Source organism: Ammoniphilus sp. CFH 90114 (assembly GCF_004123195.1).
In the GTDB taxonomy this organism is placed as follows: domain Bacteria; phylum Bacillota; class Bacilli; order Aneurinibacillales; family RAOX-1; genus YIM-78166.
This window is the reverse complement of record NZ_SDLI01000016.1, coordinates 1-21,466: the sequence shown is the minus strand read 5'-3', so window position 1 is coordinate 21,466 and position 21,466 is coordinate 1. Positions and strand designations below refer to the sequence as shown.

Genomic DNA, 21,466 nt, shown 5'->3' with positions numbered 1-21,466 from the left:
TGATGAAAAACTTTGAAATTGCGGTGATCCCAGGGGATGGAATTGGACGAGAAGTTGTTCCTGCCGCCTTAGACGTCTTAAATACCATTGCGGAGGTGCATGGAGGTCTTCGTTTTCATTTCACTTCGTTCCCATGGGATTGTGATTATTATGTGCAGCACGGGAAAATGATGCCGGATAACGGGATTGAGACCTTAAGTAACTTCGAAGCGATCTTCCTTGGAGCGGTAGGGAATCCGCAACTTGTAGAGGATCATATCTCGTTATGGGGGTTATTAATTAAGATTCGTCGCGAGTTTGAACAGGTGATCAACATCCGTCCTGCCAAGATGTTCAAGGGCTTAGCTTCCCCATTAATTAACCCTAGAGATTTTGACTTAATTGTGGTTCGTGAGAACAGCGAAGGGGAGTACAGCGAAGCAGGCGGAAGAATCCATAAAGGCGATGACGAGATCGCGATTCAGAACGCAATCTTTACTCGAAAAGGGACCGAAAGAGCGATGAGATATGCGTTTGAATTGGCTCAGAAGCGTCGTGGTCATGTGACCAGCGCCACGAAATCGAATGGAATTGTCCACGCGATGCCGTTCTGGGATGACGTGTTTAATCAAGTGAAGCGCGATTACACGAATGTCGATACGAGCTCCTATCATATCGATGCGCTTGCGGCCTTCTTTGTCTCCCGCCCTCAGATCTTTGATGTGATTGTGGCTAGTAATTTATTTGGTGATATTTTAACGGACATTGGTGGAGCGATTATGGGAAGCATCGGAATTGCTCCTGCAGCGAATATCAACATCAATGGGAAATATCCTTCCATGTTTGAGCCGGTTCATGGTTCTGCCCCTGATATTTATGGAAAAGGAATTGCCAATCCGATCGGTCAGATTTGGACGGCGAAAATGATGTTGGATCACTTAGGAGAAGAAGAGCTTGGAGCGAAGTTGCTTGATGTGGTGGAAGAAGTGACGGCTCGTGGTATCAAGACAGGAGACATCGGCGGGAAAGCGAATACGGTGGAAGTCACGGAAGCGATTTGTCAGGGACTTAAACATCTTTAATCGAGGGTCAAAATTACAGAAGAAGGACTTCTCTCAACTGCTATGTTGATGAAGAAGCCCTTCTTTCATTTGATTTCCGTTAGCGTTTGACAAATTATTTCATATGTGGGTTGTTTAAAATTGATAATAACTGAAATTACATTTATACTGTAACTACAGCCTGTCAAGTGATTTGGGGGTGTTGTGATGCCTGATGTTGTAGTACAAGTCCAAAAGCGAATGCTAGTAAGTCTAGCGCAAATAGCCAAAGAACTCGATTTGAAGGAAGGCGATCATGTTCTTTGAAGAAAAGGATGGGGGAATCTTTATTCGACCTGTCGGTTGGCACGATAAAAGCCAAGAGTATTTTTGGACGAGAGAATGGCAGGAAAAGATGAAGCGTAGTAAAGAAGCGATGGATAAAGGCGAGTATAAATCATTCGATAGCGTCGACGATCTGTTAGCCGATTTAGGTGTGGAACATACTGACGAAGAGGACGGAAATGCCGAAAATAGTTCGAACTGATCCGTTTAAGATAGATTTCACTCAACTAACAGAAAGAGAACGGAAACAATGAGCTAAAGCAATTAGATTACTTGCTGAAAATCCAAAACATCCGTCTCTTGAAGTCCACCGGATCAAAGGAACAAGAAATTTGTGGGAAGCGTACGTCAATAAGGATATTCGTCTTATCTATGAACATGAAGGTGATACCTTCGTGTTAGTTGCAATCGGTCATCATGATATTTTACGAAAGTATTAGACTCTATGAAGGCCATATTTAAAAGAAATTCAAAAATGAAGGTTGACCACATGATTATGTGATCAACCTATTTTGTTTTGGTTTGACAGGCACCGGAGGAAAAAGCCCACATAAGCTAAAGAGTATCTGTACGCTTACCTTAGGGGTGAAATCATGAGTGCTTTTTACACGTTTCGCAGTCCTATATTATCCCTCTGGCAAACAGCTATTGCGGAAGTAGGAAAAAGCAGGTCCTTTAGGGATCCAAGCGACCATCGAATGAATCAGTTTGTGCAGGTGGCTCAAGCATTTGCAGAGGGGAATCCCTCACCTACCATAGACAATCTGGGGAACAAGATTCAAGAATGTGCAATGCTGATGGGAGCCTTGGCTGTTGCGGAGATGATTGGGGATAAAAAGCGATATCAGGAGCTGAAGAACAGGATCCAGATGTCAATTTGTGATCCCGGATGGATGGAGATTCTTAAGGTTTATTCAAAAGTGAAAAAGGAAAAAGGGAGGATCCCTTACATCCGTTATCAGCAGCTCGATGATTTCATCATCCCCATCCCGAGTCGTTTAAAGATCGCTTTCCTCTCGGATTGGGGAACGGGTTCAGAATCTGCAGAGTGGTTATTGAAACAAGTCATGGTACATAAACCGGATCTGATTATCCATTTGGGGGATATTTATTATTCGGGTACACAAAGCGAGATTCAAGATCATTTCCTAAAGATTATGCAAAAAGCAGCGGGCAACACACCGGTGTATGCGCTAGCGGGGAATCACGAGATGTATTCCGGGGGAAAAGGCTACTACGGGTTGCTTAACCAATTAAACCAGCCAGCTAGCTACTTCTGCTTGAGAAATGAGCATTGGCAGTTCTTAGCGATGGATACGGCCTTACACGATCATAATCCTTATACGTTGAAATCGAATGTGACATTCCTTGATCCAGGAGAGGAAGTTTGGCATTTAGATAAATTTCAAACGGCAGGCCAACGGAAAACCATCTTGCTGTCACATCATCCCCTGTTTAGCGCCAAAGGGATTGGTAGGGATCGACAGGGCCAACGGGTGGCGGTCAATAATCATTTGCAAGGAACCTTTAACAAAGTCATGGATCAAGTTGCTTTATGGTTATGGGGACATGAACATAATTTGATCGTCTTCGATCCTTACGTGTCACTGAGGAAAGGTCGATGTATCGGTTCCGGGGCGATTCCGAAGATGGCGAATCAAAAACCGTACCAACCAATTCTCAACCTGAATCTACAGGGGCAGCAACACCCCCCGAAGATGAATCTCAAAAAAGCAAAGCTGAGTAGCAATCCCGATGGATTCTACTATCACGCGTATGCGGTGATGTCGGTCAACGGTCCAGAGGCGTCCATCGGGTATTATGAGGTGGATTCCCTTCGGAAAGCTCAGAGTCGACTAGTGTATAGGGAAACGGTGGAGTAGACAGACGGTGTGAAGCCGTCTTTTTTTTGTTGGTGAATAAAATGACCTTCAGTCCTATATTCAGGGATACCGGATATAAGGTATAACTAGTCTATAAGGAAAAAGGAGTGATCAGATGTTCGGTAAACTGGTAAAAATACTTATGAACAAATTCCTAGGACGCAGTGGATCTCATAAACACTATAAATATAGCAGCAGTGACGATCGCAAGGGCAAAAGAAATTTTGGTCGAGGACAATCGTATTATGGACAATCTCATTATAAGAAAAAGAAGCATTCCAGCTTTTTTAGCAGTTAAAAGTGATGATAAAGAAGATCTGGTCTTACTTTCAGGATCGACCCTATCCAGCGGGAACAGTTATCGGTGATCGATATGAACTGGTGAAGATTTTGGGAATGGGGAGTTACGGCATCACGTACTTTTGCAGGGATCAGATCGGGGGTAGGAATTGTGTGGTTAAGCAACTCAAGCCTAGCAAGAAGAAAACAAAACAAGGAGGGCAGGCTTACGAGTATGAAACGACCCTCTTGCAGCAGCTGGATCACCCGTCCATCCCGAAATTTTATCAGCAGTTTCAGCACGGAGGGGATTATTTCTTCTCGATGGAATACATGGAGGGGAGAAACTTTGAAGATTTGATTTTCGAAGATCAAACAAAATATAACGAAAGAGAATCTTTACGAATCATTCAACAGCTGCTCCCCATTGTGGAATACCTTCATGAGAACGGAATTAGTCATGGAGACATTCGAATTCCCAACGTGATGATGGATCAACAGCAACATATGAAGTTGATTGACTTTGGATTAGCTCGAGAGATAGCCAATGAGTCGGATCGTGACTTTAACGCTCTAGGGCACTTTTTGCTCTTTCTCTTATATACCACTTATGTCTCGGATAAGAAGAAGGAAGCGAGCTGGGAGGAGGAGCTGACCCTCCGTCCTTCAACGAGGAGCGTGATTCGAAGATTATTTGAACTCGATGAACCTTATTCTAGCCTCAGGGAGTTAAGTGATGATTTAACTAGGGCAATTAATACTTAGAGATAAAGAGAAAATAGCAACAGAAACGAGAGGGAGAGCCCTCTCGTTCGTTCAAGATTTCTGTACCAAAGGTTTGGCGTCCGTCAAGCTTTCTTTATGAAAAGTGGTAATCGATACCCCAAGAAGAATGAACACGGCGCCGACCAAGAAGTTCAGTTCCAGCTGTTCACCTAGGAGCAGCCATCCGAAGAAAGTGCCGACGACAGGCTGTAAGAAGAAAAATAAAGCCCCGACTGATGCATCCATTAATTCCATTCCCTTATTCCATAAGAAGAAGGCTCCCGCTGTGGAGATGACTCCTAGATAGAGAATGCCGAAGATGACCGAAGTATTTAACTGGATTTGGGCTGTTTGTATTTCCCATGCCATAACAGGTGTTGTAAATAGTAAAGCAAAGAACACCGCATAGGTTGTTAGGGTTAGTGTGTCGTGACGAACGGATGCCACTTTGGCATACACGGAGAGAAGAGCCCAAGTTAAGGCCGCCCCAATAAGGAATAGAACTCCCCAGAAGTAATCGCCATGAGTTCCATCATAACCAATAATGAAGGTCACTCCAACACTCGATAGGAGTAAGGCGACGAGCTTTGCCCAGGTAATCCGCTCTTTTAGCACCAAGCGAGCAAAGATGACGATGAAGGCAGGTGTTGCTGAGGTTACAAGCGCTCCGGTGTGAGCATCTGAAAGCTTTGTCCCCATAAATTGGAAAGAGATGGATGCAAAGTATCCGATAAAACCAATCCACACAAACAGTTTCCAGTCCTGTTTGGATAGCTTGAGCTTCTCTTTGCCTCGTCTGGTCCATTTTAAAGCAGCATATAGAACGGCAAACGCAACAATATAGCGAAACCAAACCAAGGTAAGAGGCGGAACGTAATCTAAGACATACTTACTAACGACATACATGCCACCCCAGATCGCGGCGGCTAATGATAAACAAATGGCTCCAAGTAAAGTGGACTTCATCGATGATCCCTCCGTTCTTTAGGTCAATAAGCTATACCTAAAACGGAGTTGCGTTGCGCGTTCTCCGTTTTAGATTAGTGGAGAACGGGGGTATCAATTTCAAAACAAGTGACGTAATACATTCTTTTGGCCTCCTTTTATGATCTTTTTACCTGATCGTACCATCTCAGGACGAAAAAGGGAACGAAAAGATATAATAAGCTGATCCTCAATCAGGTGACTGGTTAAGGTATCCATTGCTTTATTAACGTAAAAGAGGTATAGTAAGAGATGTTGAGAAAAGGTATAATTCGCGATGTGGAATTCACATTTTACAAAGGGTTATCACTTGATGGATGGTTGCTCTTTGTAATGTGTGAATTTTTTTTGCACATAACCTAGTCCATCTTTCCCCGTAATAAATATACCTCTTTTGTCTAATCACTTTCTAATTGACTCCACCATTATATTTTAAGATTTCAATTCGCACTGGCACGGTCTTCGGAGCCGTAAGGATGAAAGAGAGGTAGGGCTTTCGTTGTTTTGATTTTTTTGGATTTATAATAAATGTTTAACAGGAGGTAGATGATGTTTCAAGTCGGCGACAAAATCTTTTATCCCATGCACGGTGCAGGTATTGTTGAAGCCATTGAAGAAAAAGAAATATTAGGTGAAAAGAAGCTGTATTATATTTTGCACTTTTCTTTGACAAGTATGCAACTGATGGTTCCTACACATCCGAATACCGAATCTTCACTGCGCGGAGTGGTGGATAGTGACACCGTACAAAAGGCCCTCACCATTTGTCATGGAGAGGAAGCAGACACCTCCATCTCTCATCGACAACAGAAACATCGGATTAATATGGATAAGATGAAAAGCGGAGATATTTTTGAGGGAGCTAGTGTATTTCGAGATTTAATGATACTGAGTAAGGATCGAAAGCTCAATCAAGCCGATCGAACGATGCTCAACCATGCCCAGCAAATGCTTGTCAGCGAGCTCTCCCTTGTCTTGGAAGTGGATCAGTACCAGGCGTCGAGTTTATTAGAATCTCCCCATAAATAGTAAAACCACTGCTCAGGCAGTGGTTTTTTTTGAATGCTACCAAAGCTACTCTTTAGTCAGATCATGCCCGCGATGGGTTGCTGAGAGCAAGCATTCGGGTGCGATGGTAGGCGGTTGCCTGCTCATACTTACAAATTACTTATAAATTTGAGTCTAGTTCTAACAAATTTCCTGAATTCTCACGGCCTAGTAACCCTGTTTAAGCTGAGCAGAGCTCAGAGTCGCGAATCGATAACAGAGGACTTGGACTAGTGTGGCAAAAAACCCATCACTTCACTCGTGATGGGTTTTTGTCATTTAATATCCATGGTGCTTCAGCACCACCAGCGCTTGGTCATACTGTTCCTGTGTGACGAAAAGATGCTCTTCAGAGGATTTCACTAACACACCGGCGTCTCGTAAGATTTCCCCTACACGATCCCGGCGAAATGTATTGGAGTCAATATAGATGATGCACCATAACCTAGAGGAATCCCAGTCCCATTTTTGCCATAATCGTTGTAGCATTTTACCTATCATTCCCCTTTTCTATCATTTGCATTTCTCTATCTATAACTTCGCAAGTTTGTCTCTATTTATGGTGAATTTTTAGTAGTTAAATCGTAATTGGTCCAAATCGTTATACACTCACGTACCTCTGGGGCAAAAATGAGATGAATCCTAGGCTGTTTTAACATTATGGTTGGTGAGGCCGCTAAGAATTATTTGCAAGTAGGATGAATTTATTTGCAATCTTAGTCAATTAAGTGTTGATTTGTTTCAATTCCATTATTATAGTATTTACGGAAGAGAAAACAGTATATAAGTCCTGTACTTTGTTTTTTGCTTTGTAAAGTTAATAGGAAAAAGATGGGGGATTTGGTAGTGAGTGTGAAGAGGGTAGGACAGCTTAGATTTACGATGCAAGTTAAACTGGTTCTTTCATTTTTGTTAGTAGGACTTCTTCCTATGGCCATTTCTTCTATGGTGGTGTTGAACCTTGGAAGCAATGAGATGATCAAACAGGAGCAGGAGTCGATGAGATCTCTTGCTGTTAGCACGGCACAAGGGATGGAACAATGGCTTACCATTAGGTTGGCTGAACTAGAAGTAGCCTCGCAAACCGAAGGAATGATTTCGATGGACCCGGCAAGACAGCTTGCCGTTGTACATCAACTTAAAAAGCAGTCGGAAGCGTATGAGAATGTTGTATTTACGGGAGCTGACGGACTTGTCCGCGCTCATACAAATGAAGCCAGTATCGGAGTTATGAATCTAGGAGACCGGGATTACTTTATCACGGGAATGCAGGGGCAATCTAGCATCTCAAGTGTACTTGTCTCTAAAGGGACTGGAAACCGGATTGTGGTTGTTGCTGTACCTGTGAAAGGAGAGAATGGAAGGGTCCAAGGAGTACTTTCGGCCCCGGTAAACTTTGAACAGCTGATTCATCAGTTTTTAGAGAGTGAAAATGTAACTGCTAAGGGCATGTTTCCTGTTTTAGTGGATAAGGAAGATCGATTACAGGTATTCCCTGATGCGGAGATGATCGGTAAAGGTATTACTGAGATCGAGGCAGATGAAGATTTAGTATCCGTATTGGGAATGGGAAAATCAGAAAGCGGACACTCCATCATAGATGTAGATGGGAAAGAATTTGTAGTCGCATATGCACCTGTGTCCTTAGCTAATTATGGACTCTATCTACATCGTCCAATGGACCTTGTGCTCGCTGTTACGAACGAGGTCAAGTTGGGTTCGTTTATAATCCTGGGAATATCTGCCATCCTTATTGCTCTTCTGGCTTGGTTAATTTCCCGCAGCTTTAGTCGCAACCTCCAAGTGATAACCGATCAAGTAAAAAGGGTGGCAGAAGGGGATTTATCCGGGGAAGATATTCAAGCGAGAAGTCGGGATGAAATTGGCGAGTTGACCCAACATTTCAATCGTATGACCCGCCAGTTAAGGGAATTAATCCAGCGAGTAGGTTCTAGTGCAGAGCAAGTAGCGGCTTCTGCGGAAGAATTGACCGCTAGTGCGGATCAAACCGCAAAGACCACAGAGCTCGTGACTAGCTCGATTCAGCAGGTGTCTGCTGGAGCGGGGCAGCAAAATGAAGGATTAGCTGAAAGCGCCAGGTCGTTGGAAGAAATCTCAACCGGTGTTCAACAAATAGCTGAGGTATCCTCTTCGATATCGGAAAGCTCTACACTTACACTTGAAAAAGCACAGGAAGGCGGACAATGCGTACAAAAAACAGTCGATCAGATGGGATTTATCCGTGATTCCGTGACAGAAACGGATACGTTAATTCGCAGTTTAGAGGAGCGCTCTAAGGAGATTGGTGAAATTCTTGACGTCATTAATGGAATTGCAGCACAAACGAACCTCCTAGCGTTAAATGCGGCGATTGAAGCGGCAAGGGCTGGCGAACAAGGAAGGGGATTTGCTGTTGTAGCGGATGAGGTAAGAAAGCTAGCCGAAGAATCACAACGTTCATCTAGTCTCATTGGTCACCTGATTCATGAAATTCAAAAAGACATGATAGCCTCGACTACTTCCATGGCCCAAGTGAAAAATGAAGTAGGTCAGGGGTTAATAATTGCTAATGAGACCCGGAGAAATTTCGAGGAGATTGTGGAAGCGACGAATAAAGTAGCGATCCAAATGGAGAGCATGGCCTCAACGGCTCAGCAAATGTCAGCAGGAACACAAGAAGTGACCACTTCATTTACCGAGATTGCTCGTATAGCGCAGCAAACAACGGGAATTACTCAAGAGGTGGCAGCTTCTTCCGAAGAGCAATTAGCGTCCATGGAGGAAATTACATCCTCTGCCGCCTCCTTGTCTAATATGGCTGAAGAATTACAACAATGGGTGCGGAAATTTAAAGTTTAGTGCGCTTGATCATAACTACGAGAAAAATTTCTTGTAGTTATTTTTTTGTTTATAAATAGTAATGGATAGCGTGAGCATCGGCAATAATGGGCAGTAGAATCCTAATACTTTTCTTTGGGAGATATCAGATGGAACCAAAAAGAATATGCAAACTTATTAATAGCAGTTCGCAAAGCAAGCTAATAGAGGAGGAACTCAAAGAAAGTGAAGAAAAATACCGTCAATTAGTCGATATTGCCCCGGATGCCATTGTCGTTCACCATCATGGGAACATCCTTTATGTTAATCAGGCGGGGGTTACTCTATTGGGAGCAGAACGTGCCGAGGATATTTTGGGAAAGTCTTTTCTAGATTTTATCCACCCGGATGACCAAGAGTTGACAAGAAAACGGATCGAACAGGTTCAGCATAAGAATCAAACTATCGGTGCTGTTCAAAAGAGACTTATTCGTTTGGATAAACAATGCATCCATGTGGAAACCACTGCCGCTCCCATTCATTATAAAGGAGTACTGGTGACTCAAAAAATCATACGAGATGTTACAGAACGTGTACAAACTGAGGCGATCATGCGAGATCGTGAGGAAAAGTATAGACTGATTACCGAAAACATGTGTGATTTGATAGGAATTTTAGATTTAAATGGAGTCATACAGTATGCATCGCCTTCCCATCGATGGGTGTTGGGTTATTCACCTGAAATTATTATGGGTCTATCCGTTATCGATTTTATTCATCCAGGAGATCTGTCTTACTTCCAAAAGCAATATGATCGGATGATTCAGTCGAAGTCAACGTCCCAAGTGGAATTTCGTTGCAGACATGACAATGGAAATTGGGTCGTGTTGGAAGCGCAAGGAAATCCCATCATAGAGGGATCGGGAGAAGTCAAACATATTGTTTTTGTCGCCCGGGACATTACGGAACGAAAAAGATCAGAAGAACTTTTGCGCAAGACGAAAAATTTGTCAATAGTGGGTGAATTAGCTGCAGGAGTTGCACATGAGATACGTAATCCACTGACATCCATCAAGGGATTCATTGAACTGCTTCAAACTGGAATCACTAAACCCGAATATTTTGAGATTCTCTCTATGGAAATGAATCGTCTGGAATCCATCATCGAGGAGTTTTTGCTTCTCGCCAAACCACAAGTGGTTGATTTTAAGGAAACCGACGTGAACAGCATTCTGTACCATGTGATCACCTTACTTCATAATCAGGCCATAATAAAAAACATTGAAATGCTTTACGAACTGGCTTCGGAACTTCCGCCTTTACGGTGTGACCCCAATAAATTAAAACAGGTTTTTATTAATTTAGTAAAGAATGCGATAGATGCTATCGATGATAGAGGGAGAATCACGATTCAGACCTATCTGATTGACGCAGATACGATCAGAGTTAGAATTGCGGACAATGGGTGCGGAATATCTGACCATCGATTGAAGTTTCTCGGAGAGCCCTTCTACAGCACGAAAGAAAAAGGAGTAGGCCTCGGAATCATGGTTAGCTATAAGATTATTAAGGAGCACCAGGGAACCCTCAGCTTCCAAAGTGAAGTAGACCAAGGAACCATCGTTGATGTCAACCTTCCTCTTGGATCGAATTAGGAGGTTTGTTGGTCTTTTAGACCTTGGGCTTGGAACGGCCACACGCACAAGAAGATGATTCCGTAGGTACAGGAATCATCTTCTTCATCGTAGTCAATTATTTTAGTTCTAGTTCATCTTTGTTTGGTTGATAGCTTTAACTAATGCCGTACCAAACTCTCCTCTTGTAGCGGCCTCATTCGGTCTGAACTTTCCATCTTTTCCATTTAAAATATCTAATGATGCAACAGCTCCGATGGATTGAGAAGCCCAAGACGTAGGGACATCTTCAAAAGAAGGCACGCTTCCAGTACTTGCGCTTAAATCAAAAGCCTGTTCAAGTATAACAGCTAATTGAGCCCTTGTTAACTCATCATTCGAACCGAATGTTCCATCACTTTTACCAGTAAAAATACCCGCAGCATGTACGGCTCCGACTACAATCTCAGACTCATGGCCTTTAGGAACATCTTTAAATACGGCATTATTTGAACTAACCGGGAGGTTTAATGCTTTTACTAACAATTCGGCTGCCTGATAACGTGTGATTGTGTTATTAGGCTTATCCAAGACAATCTTTTCATCGGTTTTACCTTTTACAGGGATAATAGGCATGATGCCATCATAATCTGTTTGATATCCTTCAATGGGTGCATGAGGGATTTCACTCCAGCGTGACGCATCTTCCTTATAAATATCTCCTGATGCAATACCAGTCAGGAAGGTATCGAGTGCAACGACGTTCTGTAAAATTAAATCTTCACGCTGATCTTCTGGCATATCACCTTGACGTGTATTACCGGAAGTTTCAATGAATATGGCTGGGTTACTGTGACCATCTGGATTGAGCCCTTTGTAGTTCAGGCCGAGCATCATACCAGATACTACGCCGCCTTTAATATCAATTTCTTGAGTACCATTCCCTACCGTATAACGGTCAACGACAAACTGATCGTACTTAAGCAGCTCATCATAAACATGAACTAAGGCTTGACGAGTGACTTCGTCATATTTGCCATCCTGTACCCCAGGAAGTGTCGGTCCACCCGGTGCTAAAGAAATACCTAGGGACATGGTGACTTGCTTGTCCTCAGTTCCGTAAAGCGTTTTCAATCCTTGGTGATGAATATCAAAGGCGAAATCAGGCTTAATATCTGCCCAAAACTCGTAAAAAGCAATGGAATCGCTCGCAAGGAACATGTTTTCTGCCCAGTCTCGATTCATATCAACCGATTTCTGTTCACCTTTTTCATCTAACACGGGTTCACCTGTTTTAGGGTCAAATAAAAAGGTTCTTCTATTATTCATTTCGCTTCCATCTGGATTGTACATCGGAATAAAATACATGGTTAATTCATTCATTAGCGTTTTGTATTTTTCATCTTTTTGCTCAATTAATCTCTCAAGAATTTCGATCTGAGATTCTAATCCATAAGGCTCATCACCATGAATACGCCCCTGAATCCAAATCTTTTTGTCCCCATTACCAATCTTGGCTACATAAAGCTCGCGACCTTGTTGACTTTTTGAATGTTGATAACCACGTTCACTCAGGGTGAACACTTCTAGTTTTCCATTGCTCTTTTCCTCAAACTCTTCAAGGGTCTTGATCATTCCTTGATAATCCATAGAGCTTAATTCATAGATAGGCTGTTTCGTTATGGGGTGAAGCTGTTGATTGGTTTCTGTAGGTGCAGCATAGATATTCCCACCTACTGGAGAGGATAGTAAGACAGCAGTTAACGACAAAGCGAGCAATTTTTTAATCATATGTAGGCCTCCATAATAATTTTACCTGTTAAGTAGAAAGACTAGTTTAATAGGCAATAAAAATATGAATCTTTCTAACCCAAATCCTCCCTTCTATTAAAAATATGCCATAAAAAACTAGTATATAGGTAAAATATAACATAATTTTAAGTAAATTACCATTAATATAAATGTTTATGAATTTATTGAAAAATAAGTAGACACAACCACTGTATATCCCGTTTTACCATCCTGTAACAAAAATCTTACAAGAGTAATGAATATTCCAAGCACCTAAGCCCAAAAAAGCCCATATTATTTAAAGAAAACAATTTACTATGGAAAATGAGGCGAATATTGGTGAATCCTAATCATACGGAAGTTAGCGAAAAGGTCTACAACCCTACAGGCGAAAGGATATTCCCAGGTCTAGGTTTTGGTGCTCCAGGCTTCGGTGTCTATCCAGGTCTAGGTTTTGGTGCTCCAGGCTTCGGTCTATATCCAGGTCTAGGTTTTGGTGCCCCAGGCTTCGGTCTATATCCAGGTCTAGGTTTTGGTGCTCCAGGCTTCGGTTTATATCCAGGTCTAGGTTTTGGTCGCCCCGGTTTCGGATTGTATCCAGGTCTAGGTTTTGGTCGTCCAGGTTTTGGATACCCGTATTATAGAAATCCAGCTTACCCTTACCGTTGTTGTTAAGAAAGAAATAGTTTCAACAGAAAGCCCCTTCTCATTAATGGAAGGGGCAATTGATGATGACTTTCGTCATCAAGAGGTTTAGAAATAAATTGGTTCTTTTTATAAATATAGTATAATGGTCTTGGGTCTATTTTCCTGTAATGAGATGTATCGTGCTAAGAGGGAGAGAATATATGAGAACCAGTATTAAAGCTAGAATGATTGTGATTTTTTCAAGTTTAATCTTGCTGTCCGGTGTACTAACTAGCTTAATATCAATAAATACGTCCATGAAGATTGTAACGGATTCATTGGGTAACCAAGCTTTATCAATTACCCAACAAGCTTTAAAAATAATGGATACAGAGCAATATCTAGGGATTACAGTTGAGTCAGGGGAGACGGATTATTATTATGAGCTGAGAGACAAGCTGAATGAGATTCGAGAAACCAATGGTTTAATCTATTTATATACAATGGGGCGGAAACAAGCGAGTAGTGGTTATGAGTATATCTATATGGTAGACGGTATGCCAAAGGGTTCTGAAGATGTATCTGCTCTAGGGGATGTGGAGAATGAAATACAGGAATATCCACAGATTGTGAAAGCCTTTGAAACAGGAGAGCAACAAGTGGGTGAGATGAGCTATACAGATGAATATGGGGCGTTGATATCATCCTATGTTCCCATTAAATCAAAATCTGGTGAGGTCATCGGTATCCTTGGTGCAGATTTGGATGCCACCCATGTTTATTCTTCTATGCAAGAAAGTAAATTGAAGATCATGATGCTTACCCTATTTATCGTATTGATTAGTATCATTCTTATTTACATAACCACGACATCCATCATAAAACCTCTCCAAAAATTGAGTCAAAGTGTTGAATTCATTGGAAAAGGGGATTTAACCGTTTCGATGGAATCACAGAGAACAGATGAAATAGGAAGACTAACTCATTCCTTTAATCAAATGCTTCAGGATTTAAAAGCGATCATTTCCGCAATCAACCACAGTTCATCTGAATTAAATCATACAACCTCACAACTATTAATAGGCGCCACAGAAACAAAAGTTGCAAGTGGCGAAATGGCGGTGACAATGGAACAAATCGCTGACAATGTGAGTGAACAGCATAAGAGCTTAAGTGAAAGTGCACAAGTTATTCAAGAGATTTCAATGAGTATAAACCATGTTGCGAATAATTCTGCAATTGTATCAGAGCTTTCTGCCAAAACACAGGAGGAAGTTGAACTTGGTAGACAAAAAATTGACAAATTAAATCAACAAATGAATACGATTAGTAGTTCTGTCAATGAATCGTCGAGTTCAATTATGACTCTAAAAAGACATTCTAAAGAAATTGAATCTATTGTGAGCATCATTCAAGAAATTTCTTCTCAAACGAATTTGCTCGCATTGAATGCGGCCATTGAAGCAGCTCGAGCTGGTGAGGCTGGAAAAGGATTTGCCGTTGTGGCTGATGAAGTTCGTAAACTTGCTGAACAATCGGAAGAATCAACGGTTAGGATCAGCGATATAATAGATCAAATCAACAAGGATACTACTCAAACCGTAGAGATCATGGAAGTGGTTTTAACCGACGTAAAAGAGGGAATCCACGCCGTAGGAGAAACTGGAGATGTATTTAGAAACATTTTTGTGGCGATAGAAGAAGTGAATGAGAAGATTCAAGAAGTAACAGCAACATCTGAAGAAATGTCTGCAGCTACGGAGGAGATCACGGCATCCGCACATGAAACAGCAAAAATTGCAGAACAAGCTTCAGCAGATACTAGAAATACGGTTAACATTACTTCGAATCAAGAAGCGTTGATTACCGAAATGTCCATGTTGATTGAAAAGCTTGCAGATATGTCCTCTAATATGAAGGAGCTAACCGAAAAATTTAGATTGTAGTTGGGTTAAGATAAATAAAGAGAATGAACATTTCCATGCACCTAAACCAAAATTCTCAACTAAGAAGTTCGATACGTTTGTAGATAAGAAAGCTGGTAGATAAAAGTCCTAAATTTTCAACTCACTTTACTTAAGTGGGTTTTTATTTTGCAATTCTTAAGGATTTCTTAAGAATATCTGTAGGTTTTTTTAAGATTTGAAAACGATAATGTTCTTATGAAACCTTTTAATAGGAGTGAAATTTATGATGAGTTTAGCAAAGCAGCGCTTCACGTTTTTAAATAAATTTATCGAATCACCGGCGCAAGTGGGGAGTATAACCCCTAGTTCGAAATTTCTTGTAAATAAGATGTTTGAGAATGTTTCATGGGATAAGCTGGACACCATTGTTGAATTGGGTGCTGGAACCGGAGTTTTTACCAACCACATTTTTGAACGTAAAAAAGTTTCAACAAAGGCCGTTATTATTGAAAAGGACACTCAAATGAGGCTGAACTTAGAGAAAAGCTATCCATCCTTAATCTTTGGGCCAGACGCAGAGAGGCTAGATCTATTACTTCATAAACTAAACATTCCCCAAGTGGATTGTATTGTTTCAGGCTTACCGTTTGCTAACTTTCCACTAGAGCTTAGAAAAAATATCATGGAGGCTATCACCAAAAGTCTCAAGCCGGATGGTCTTTTTATTGCATTTCAATACTCTCTACAGATGAAGAGCATGTTAAAACAATACTTCCATCATGTAGAAATCGGCTTAGAGGTGCGTAATCTTCCACCTGCATTTGTTTATACGTGCAAGAAGAAGAAAGAAGGGAGATTAGAATGGATTTAGATGTTATCTTACATGGGGTCGAACATTATGGATATGCTGCTTTATTTTTCTTTTTGTGGTTGGGGATTGTCGGGATGCCAATTCCAGATGAAGTGATTGTCATGAGTGGTGGTTTTATGACATCCACGGGGATATTTGAACCACTACCTGCCTTCATTCTTACGTATGCAGGAGTCGTATCAGGACTTACCATTGGGTACTGCGTAGGAAGAGCCATTGGTTTTCCAGCCATTCAGTATCTGATGCGAAAAAAGAAAATGGGTAAATATATAGAGAAGGCCCATGATCTGATTAAACGCTATGGGGCTTTTTCTTTGGTTCTGAGCTACTTCTTACCTGTTGTTCGTCATGTCGTTCCGTATATTGTAGGAATGAATAAAATGCCATTTTATCAATATGCCCTGTTCTCTTTTTCAACGGGATTCGTTTGGACATTGGCTCTCTTTATCACCGGAATGTATTTTGGTCAATCCATCGAGGTCATTAGCCGTTATATGACTCATATAGGATGGATGGCCATTTCAATTTCGGGGATTACGGCCCTAGTTATTTTTTTGGTAAATAAAATAAAAAAAACGGGTGAACAAGTGGAATGAAAGAAAAAGAAACCATACTCATTATTGATGACGACAAAAATATTCACAAGCTCATTGAAGTTTATCTAAAAAACGAAGGATTTCACCTACTTCAAGCCTTCGACGGAGTAGAAGCATTGGCAATTCTGAGCAGAGAAGATGTTCATCTGATCATTTTGGATATGATGATGCCTAAAATGGACGGGATGGAAACCTGTATGAAAATACGGGAGAACAAGAACATTCCTATTATTTTCTTAACCGCTAAGTCGGAAGACATGGATCTAATAAGGGGGTTGTCTATTGGAGCTGACGATTATATGACGAAGCCTTTTAATCCCTTAGAATTGGTGGCTAGAGTCAAATCTCATCTTCGAAGGTATATGACGCTGCAAGGTCGAGGGGATTCTGGTAACAACAAAGATGAAATAAAAATTGGGGAAATAAGGATTAACGGAAAAACACGTGAGGTAACCGTTGGAGGCAAGGAAGTAAAATTAGCCCGTAGGGAATTTGATATTCTAGAATTGTTTGCCCGAAATAAGGATATTGTCTTTAGTATTCAACAAATATACGAAAAAGTATGGAATGAAGCGTTTCTTGGCTCAGAGAATACGGTGATGGTTCATATTCGAAAACTAAGAGAAAAAATCGAGGAAAATCCCAAAGAGCCCAAATACATTAAAACGGTTTGGGGTGTGGGTTATAAACTGGAATCATACTAAGGAGCAGCCGTACTCATGAGAATTGTAACCAAACTACTCCTGATTATCACTATTTGTTTTTTGCTCTCGTTTTTATTCTTTTATTTATATGCTATTTGGATTTTAACAAAATATCTTGAAGGCGGAATTACCTCGCCTGTAGAACACAACTCCATTATCATTACTGGTTTCTTATTGGCCGTTGGTTTGTTTATCCTTATATTCATCTTCAGTATTCGAAGTAGTATTAAGTATATTGAATACATGGAAGAAAATATTCGAAAGATGGCTGATGAAAACCTTGGTTCTACCATGATCGTGAAAGGAAAAGATGAACTAGCTAGGCTTGCATCAAGTATTAATGGACTGTCCTTAGCGTTAAAGCAAAAAATAGAGGAAGAGCGAGAAGTAGAAAGACTGAAGAATGAACTGATTACCAACATTTCACATGATTTGCGAAGCCCGCTGACCACGATTATAGGATATTTACGTATCCTTAAAGATAAGAGATATGAAAATGAAAAATCTCATGATGAATACGTAGATACAGCCTTCGAAAAGGCTGAGCGATTAAAAAAACTCATGGATGATTTATTTGCTTATACGAAGTTAAATCATAATGAAGTCCAATTACACTTTATAGATATAAATTTGAAAGACATGATGGTGCAATTTATAGATGAAGTGAGTGTACCTGGGGAAAACCAGATTGTCATCAAAAGTGAGTTTCCAGATGGTTCTGTTCCCATTAAAGCTGACCCTAGCCAATTGCTTCGAGTTTTTGAGAATTTAATGAGTAATGCCTTTAAGTATAGCGTAAAACCTGGTACTATCCAAATAAAATTAGAATTGCAAAATGACTTTGCTGTTATTGAGTTTGGAAATCGCGGAAATTCTATTCCAAAAGAGGATCTACCAAGAATATTTGAACGACTATATAAGTTAGATAAATCGAGGTCGGTTGAGGATGACAGTTCGGGTCTCGGTTTAGCGATCTCCAAAAGTATAGTTGAATTACATGATGGGCAGATCTGGGCTGAGTCAACAGATGATTATATTGCATTCAAAATGAAATTGAAATTGTCTTCAAAAAAACACGGAGGTGGTATGTTGTGGGGGCGTGGGGTGTAGGTCAATAGGTGAAGCTACAGTTCGCTTTTCGTATGTTTTTAAACAGGTGGTGGATACTATTACCGTACATAATTCCAAGTAGTTGACGTAAGTACTCAGCATGCCATAGGAGCAAAAAACTTATGCCACATCAAAGATTCCAATCCTCTAACATCAAGCCTCGATATGCCAAAGGTCATATTTCCTTATTTGGAATTAACTCGGCATATCCTCGCCCTCCTTGGGTTGCGGCATGGTGGTCGGTTGTTTTTCCAGGATTCGGGCACCTGTTCTTAGGAAGAACGATTTATGGTTTTATCCTTGTGATTTGGGAACTCGTTGTGAATAGTCAAGCCGATCTAAACATGGGGATTGCCTTATCTTTTCATGGGAAGTTTGAAGAGGCTAAGTCCGTCATAAGCCAAGAATGGGTTCTACTTTATGTGGCTGTCTATTTATTTGCCATATGGGACAGCTACCGTTCTGCGGTTGAACTCAGCAAAGCTCATATTCTGTCCGAAATTGAAGATGCACCGATCTCACCTTCTGATATTAGTTATTTTGACTATACGATCCTGGATAAGAAAAATCCTTTAGTGGGAATGGTCTGGTCAATTCTATCACCTGGGTTGGGGCAACTCTATAGCGGTAGTACGGTTGTTGGTGCCTTTGTTTTGGCTTGGTGGATATTTGTGACTTACAAAGCCCAGGCGATTGGTGCTTGGCTTTATTCATTCCTTGGAGATTTTAACACTGTAACTGTCATTGTGAACTGGCAATGGTTTCTTTTTTTGCCTTCTATGTACGTGTTTTCAATGTATCATGCTTATGCAGCGGTAAATGAAAACAATGCTTTGTACGATATTGAGCAAATACGCTACCTTAGAGTGAGGGCTGAAAACTTGGGACAACTAAACACAACTGAAAACAATACCGTACAAATCATTGCCTCATTTGACCATTCCCCTTTTGTCGAGATGGCGATTCATGATATGGAGACGATGGGAATTCCGGCGCAGAATATCATTGCCTTACCCCTGGAAAATAATGATGCTAAAACCCATATCATTGATTCTATTCATCGGGTCGATGGCAGAAGTATTCTGGACGGAGCTATGGTGGGTGCTTCGATCTTTATGGTTCTTGGAACGATCTATGGATTCGTCTGGAAATGGGGACCCGTCATTTGGGGTCTTCTCGGCTTAATAGGCGGCTTCATATTGGGCTTGATTGTCGAATTATTACTTAATAAAAAGAAACTACAAGTGTTTGCAAGTCGTAAAAGTGAAGTCATTATACAGGTCACATGTGATTCTTCTTTGCAGAACCAGACGATTAATGTTCTTAAAACACGGAGGGCCATTGGTTATTTAATTCTACCTCATGGAGGAACGATGTGAGCGGAACATTTTCTTGAGGACATATCATGCGTTATTTTGAGGGAAAACCGTGTTTTTTAGAGGGAAGTGGACATGTGTTCCGCTATTTTTCGTTTCAGGAGGTTTTTCTTCTGATTTTCGATGGAATAAGGGATGACCCTGTTGCTGTGTAAAAGGAATAAAATCGAATTGAAGGGTGATTTGATCTTCACGGCCGTCGTGGGGGAAGAGGGGAGAAGTGAAGGGACAGAAAGATTAGTCTTAGAAGGAATCCATGCAGATAGAGCTATTGTTGGCGAGCCTTCTCAATTTGATTATGCTATCGGACATCGTGGATTGGAATGGATAGAGATCCATGTTAAGGGAAAGATTGCTCATAGTGGAGTGGCTGAAACAGGGGTCAATGCTATTTCAAAAGCTGCCCAATTCATTGTAGAGTTAGAAAAGGAGCTAGGACCCAAGTTGAAAGAAAGGAATAATCCCTATACAGGACCATCTATTCTGAATTTCGGGAGAATAGATGGTGGCACCCAACCCAGCACCGTTGCGGATCAATGTACCATACAACTTGATCGACGTTATGTTCGAGGGGAATCAGTGGAAGATGTGATTGGGGAAATACAAGCCGTCATCAACCGATTATCCGGGGAAGATGCAAGCTTTCAAGCAACTTGTCGGCCGATGGCTGCTAACCAAATGAATCATCTTTATCATGTACCCATGCTCACAGACCCAAAAGATCCATTAGTTCATGTACTACATAACTCTATTCGAAAGGTTACTTCTCATAACCCCAAAATATCCACTAAAAGAGGATGGACCGATGGAGGACTGATCTCGCACTATGCAAAAATTCCAACCGTGATCTGTGGACCTGGCGACATTGCCTATTCGCACTCAAGGAACGAAAAAATAGAGATCAAACAACTAGAACATGCAGTAAGAATTTACCTACAAACAGCAATTGACTTTTGTCAGTAAGGAGAAGAGAAAAAGACCTTCCGTTGGGAGGGTCTTCTGCATTATTTCTACTAATCTTTATTCAAAGTTTCACTGTATTTTTTAAAATTGTTCAGAATGGCCTGCCAGCCGCCTCTTTGCATGTCAATGGAAATGGTGTTTTCTGTGTCAAAGGATTCAATGATCTTCGTTTGACTACCTTGATCTATAAAAGTAATGGCAACTTTTCTTCCATCCTCAAGAGTGTAAGAAATAAATTCATTTACTCGCACTTCGTCATAGACACCTGTAAAATCAAATCCAACACTTCCATCCTTGGCTTCCATTCTTGTAAGGAATCTACCGCCGACTATTAAGTCGCTTTCGGCATGGGGTGAATGCCATTCGTCTGAAGCAAAATACCAATTCGTAATATGTTGTGGTTCTGTCCAGTATTTCCACACTTTCTCCTTTGGTTGACGAACGATGGTTTCTACCGATAGGGTTACTTTATCACCTGTTTCCATTGAATTACCGCCTCACTCTATTCAATAATGGTATATGGATAATTATACCATTTAATGCGCGGTCTCCATAGTGGGGAAGCCGGAAAAAATCCTTTAGGACATACGGTTCGTTATCTTAGTGGGAACCCTTCTTTTTCAGGGGGAGTCGGACATGGATTCCTCTATTCGTCGCTTCAAGAGGGGTTTCTGCTGGTTTTTGATCAAATAAGAGATCCTACGTCCGGAAGTGCCTTTGATAAGGGACTTTTCAAGGAAATAGTTAAAATGAACGAAACCGACTACCA

21 protein-coding genes are annotated in these 21,466 nt (G+C 41.1%); 17 read left to right on the top strand and 4 right to left on the bottom strand.

What is annotated here, in order from left to right:
- The first annotated feature begins 2 nt into the window (after positions 1 to 2).
- From EIZ39_RS23050 to EIZ39_RS23025, 5 genes are all read left to right on the top strand, one after another.
- Complete coding sequence (locus EIZ39_RS23050) at positions 3 to 1,061, top strand: tartrate dehydrogenase (protein WP_129203407.1); 1,059 nt, start codon at positions 3 to 5, stop codon at positions 1,059 to 1,061.
- A gap of 274 nt (positions 1,062 to 1,335) precedes the next feature.
- On the top strand, positions 1,336 to 1,566 hold the full coding sequence (locus tag EIZ39_RS23045; RefSeq protein ID WP_205668622.1) for a hypothetical protein: 231 nt from the start codon (positions 1,336 to 1,338) through the stop codon (positions 1,564 to 1,566).
- A gap of 61 nt (positions 1,567 to 1,627) precedes the next feature.
- Positions 1,628 to 1,804, top strand: a complete 177-nt coding sequence (locus EIZ39_RS27800; RefSeq protein WP_205668625.1) for a type II toxin-antitoxin system RelE/ParE family toxin — start codon at positions 1,628 to 1,630, stop codon at positions 1,802 to 1,804.
- Between the two features lie 153 nt (positions 1,805 to 1,957).
- On the top strand, positions 1,958 to 3,247 hold the full coding sequence (locus EIZ39_RS23035) for a metallophosphoesterase family protein (protein ID WP_129203341.1): 1,290 nt from the start codon (positions 1,958 to 1,960) through the stop codon (positions 3,245 to 3,247).
- A 303-nt stretch (positions 3,248 to 3,550) separates the two neighbouring features.
- Positions 3,551 to 4,291, top strand: a complete 741-nt coding sequence (locus EIZ39_RS23025; protein ID WP_129203337.1) for a serine/threonine protein kinase — start codon at positions 3,551 to 3,553, stop codon at positions 4,289 to 4,291.
- A 51-nt stretch (positions 4,292 to 4,342) separates the two neighbouring features.
- Here the strand turns inward: EIZ39_RS23025 and EIZ39_RS23020 are convergent, their stop codons facing one another.
- Complete coding sequence (locus EIZ39_RS23020) at positions 4,343 to 5,257, bottom strand: DMT family transporter (protein ID WP_129203335.1); 915 nt, start codon at positions 5,255 to 5,257, stop codon at positions 4,343 to 4,345.
- A gap of 564 nt (positions 5,258 to 5,821) precedes the next feature.
- Between EIZ39_RS23020 and EIZ39_RS23015 the strand changes: the two genes are divergently transcribed.
- Positions 5,822 to 6,304, top strand: a complete 483-nt coding sequence (locus EIZ39_RS23015) for a CarD family transcriptional regulator (protein WP_129203333.1) — start codon at positions 5,822 to 5,824, stop codon at positions 6,302 to 6,304.
- Positions 6,305 to 6,601: 297 nt separating this feature from the next.
- On the opposite strand, the gene EIZ39_RS23010 is transcribed toward EIZ39_RS23015, so the two are convergent.
- Entirely contained in the window at positions 6,602 to 6,811 is a 210-nt protein-coding gene (locus EIZ39_RS23010; RefSeq protein ID WP_129203331.1) for a hypothetical protein, read from the bottom strand.
- 357 nt (positions 6,812 to 7,168) lie between these two features.
- On the opposite strand from EIZ39_RS23010, the gene EIZ39_RS23005 reads away from it, so the two are divergent.
- A complete protein-coding gene (locus EIZ39_RS23005; protein WP_164985277.1) occupies positions 7,169 to 9,181 on the top strand; it encodes a methyl-accepting chemotaxis protein in 2,013 nt (670 codons plus the stop codon).
- A 128-nt stretch (positions 9,182 to 9,309) separates the two neighbouring features.
- On the top strand, positions 9,310 to 10,794 hold the full coding sequence (locus EIZ39_RS23000) for a PAS domain-containing sensor histidine kinase (protein ID WP_164985276.1): 1,485 nt from the start codon (positions 9,310 to 9,312) through the stop codon (positions 10,792 to 10,794).
- 108 nt (positions 10,795 to 10,902) lie between these two features.
- Here the strand turns inward: EIZ39_RS23000 and EIZ39_RS22995 are convergent, their stop codons facing one another.
- Positions 10,903 to 12,543 (bottom strand): S-layer homology domain-containing protein, encoded by a 1,641-nt coding sequence (locus EIZ39_RS22995; RefSeq protein ID WP_129203325.1) that lies wholly within the window; start codon positions 12,541 to 12,543, stop codon positions 10,903 to 10,905.
- 339 nt (positions 12,544 to 12,882) lie between these two features.
- On the opposite strand from EIZ39_RS22995, the gene EIZ39_RS22990 reads away from it, so the two are divergent.
- From EIZ39_RS22990 to EIZ39_RS22955, 8 genes are all read left to right on the top strand, one after another.
- Positions 12,883 to 13,218, top strand: a complete 336-nt coding sequence (locus EIZ39_RS22990) for a spore coat protein (RefSeq protein WP_483296070.1) — start codon at positions 12,883 to 12,885, stop codon at positions 13,216 to 13,218.
- 173 nt (positions 13,219 to 13,391) lie between these two features.
- Positions 13,392 to 15,116, top strand: a complete 1,725-nt coding sequence (locus EIZ39_RS22985; RefSeq protein ID WP_164985275.1) for a methyl-accepting chemotaxis protein — start codon at positions 13,392 to 13,394, stop codon at positions 15,114 to 15,116.
- Between the two features lie 244 nt (positions 15,117 to 15,360).
- Positions 15,361 to 15,948: a class I SAM-dependent methyltransferase gene (locus tag EIZ39_RS22980; protein ID WP_129203321.1), complete on the top strand. Its 588-nt coding sequence runs from the start codon at positions 15,361 to 15,363 to the stop codon at positions 15,946 to 15,948.
- On the top strand, positions 15,939 to 16,544 hold the full coding sequence (locus tag EIZ39_RS22975) for a DedA family protein (protein WP_129203319.1): 606 nt from the start codon (positions 15,939 to 15,941) through the stop codon (positions 16,542 to 16,544). The genes EIZ39_RS22980 and EIZ39_RS22975 overlap by 10 nt, the downstream gene beginning before the upstream one ends.
- Positions 16,541 to 17,248 carry a response regulator transcription factor gene (locus EIZ39_RS22970; protein WP_129203315.1) on the top strand — a complete coding sequence of 236 codons (708 nt, stop codon included), beginning with the start codon at positions 16,541 to 16,543 and terminating at the stop codon, positions 17,246 to 17,248. The genes EIZ39_RS22975 and EIZ39_RS22970 overlap by 4 nt, the downstream gene beginning before the upstream one ends.
- Positions 17,249 to 17,263: 15 nt before the next feature.
- Complete coding sequence (locus EIZ39_RS22965) at positions 17,264 to 18,358, top strand: sensor histidine kinase (RefSeq protein ID WP_129203313.1); 1,095 nt, start codon at positions 17,264 to 17,266, stop codon at positions 18,356 to 18,358.
- A 122-nt stretch (positions 18,359 to 18,480) separates the two neighbouring features.
- A complete protein-coding gene (locus EIZ39_RS22960; RefSeq protein ID WP_129203311.1) occupies positions 18,481 to 19,737 on the top strand; it encodes a hypothetical protein in 1,257 nt (418 codons plus the stop codon).
- A 141-nt stretch (positions 19,738 to 19,878) separates the two neighbouring features.
- Positions 19,879 to 20,697 (top strand): M20 family metallopeptidase, encoded by an 819-nt coding sequence (locus EIZ39_RS22955; RefSeq protein ID WP_164985274.1) that lies wholly within the window; start codon positions 19,879 to 19,881, stop codon positions 20,695 to 20,697.
- Positions 20,698 to 20,747: 50 nt separating this feature from the next.
- On the opposite strand, the gene EIZ39_RS22950 is transcribed toward EIZ39_RS22955, so the two are convergent.
- Positions 20,748 to 21,182: an SRPBCC family protein gene (locus EIZ39_RS22950; protein ID WP_129203308.1), complete on the bottom strand. Its 435-nt coding sequence runs from the start codon at positions 21,180 to 21,182 to the stop codon at positions 20,748 to 20,750.
- 54 nt (positions 21,183 to 21,236) lie between these two features.
- On the opposite strand from EIZ39_RS22950, the gene EIZ39_RS27140 reads away from it, so the two are divergent.
- Positions 21,237 to 21,466 (top strand): hypothetical protein (locus tag EIZ39_RS27140; RefSeq protein WP_205668621.1); only part of this gene is annotated, 230 nt, incomplete at its 3' end.

Excerpts from the sequence above, each read along its gene's own strand:
- EIZ39_RS22950 (WP_129203308.1), bottom strand. The coding sequence starts at position 21,182 with ATGGAAACAGGTGATAAAGTAACCCTATCGGTAGAAACCATCGTTCGT.
- EIZ39_RS22980 (WP_129203321.1), top strand. The coding sequence starts at position 15,361 with ATGATGAGTTTAGCAAAGCAGCGCTTCACGTTTTTAAATAAATTTATC.
- EIZ39_RS23025 (WP_129203337.1), top strand. The coding sequence starts at position 3,551 with ATGATAAAGAAGATCTGGTCTTACTTTCAGGATCGACCCTATCCAGCG.
- EIZ39_RS22970 (WP_129203315.1), top strand. The coding sequence starts at position 16,541 with ATGAAAGAAAAAGAAACCATACTCATTATTGATGACGACAAAAATATT.
- EIZ39_RS22995 (WP_129203325.1), bottom strand. The coding sequence starts at position 12,543 with ATGATTAAAAAATTGCTCGCTTTGTCGTTAACTGCTGTCTTACTATCC.
- EIZ39_RS23050 (WP_129203407.1), top strand. The coding sequence starts at position 3 with ATGAAAAACTTTGAAATTGCGGTGATCCCAGGGGATGGAATTGGACGA.
- EIZ39_RS23020 (WP_129203335.1), bottom strand. The coding sequence starts at position 5,257 with ATGAAGTCCACTTTACTTGGAGCCATTTGTTTATCATTAGCCGCCGCG.
- EIZ39_RS22960 (WP_129203311.1), top strand. The coding sequence starts at position 18,481 with ATGCCACATCAAAGATTCCAATCCTCTAACATCAAGCCTCGATATGCC.
- EIZ39_RS23000 (WP_164985276.1), top strand. The coding sequence starts at position 9,310 with ATGGAACCAAAAAGAATATGCAAACTTATTAATAGCAGTTCGCAAAGC.
- EIZ39_RS22985 (WP_164985275.1), top strand. The coding sequence starts at position 13,392 with ATGAGAACCAGTATTAAAGCTAGAATGATTGTGATTTTTTCAAGTTTA.
- EIZ39_RS23045 (WP_205668622.1), top strand. The coding sequence starts at position 1,336 with ATGTTCTTTGAAGAAAAGGATGGGGGAATCTTTATTCGACCTGTCGGT.
- EIZ39_RS22975 (WP_129203319.1), top strand. The coding sequence starts at position 15,939 with ATGGATTTAGATGTTATCTTACATGGGGTCGAACATTATGGATATGCT.
- EIZ39_RS23035 (WP_129203341.1), top strand. The coding sequence starts at position 1,958 with ATGAGTGCTTTTTACACGTTTCGCAGTCCTATATTATCCCTCTGGCAA.
- EIZ39_RS23010 (WP_129203331.1), bottom strand. The coding sequence starts at position 6,811 with ATGCTACAACGATTATGGCAAAAATGGGACTGGGATTCCTCTAGGTTA.
- EIZ39_RS23015 (WP_129203333.1), top strand. The coding sequence starts at position 5,822 with ATGATGTTTCAAGTCGGCGACAAAATCTTTTATCCCATGCACGGTGCA.
- EIZ39_RS22965 (WP_129203313.1), top strand. The coding sequence starts at position 17,264 with ATGAGAATTGTAACCAAACTACTCCTGATTATCACTATTTGTTTTTTG.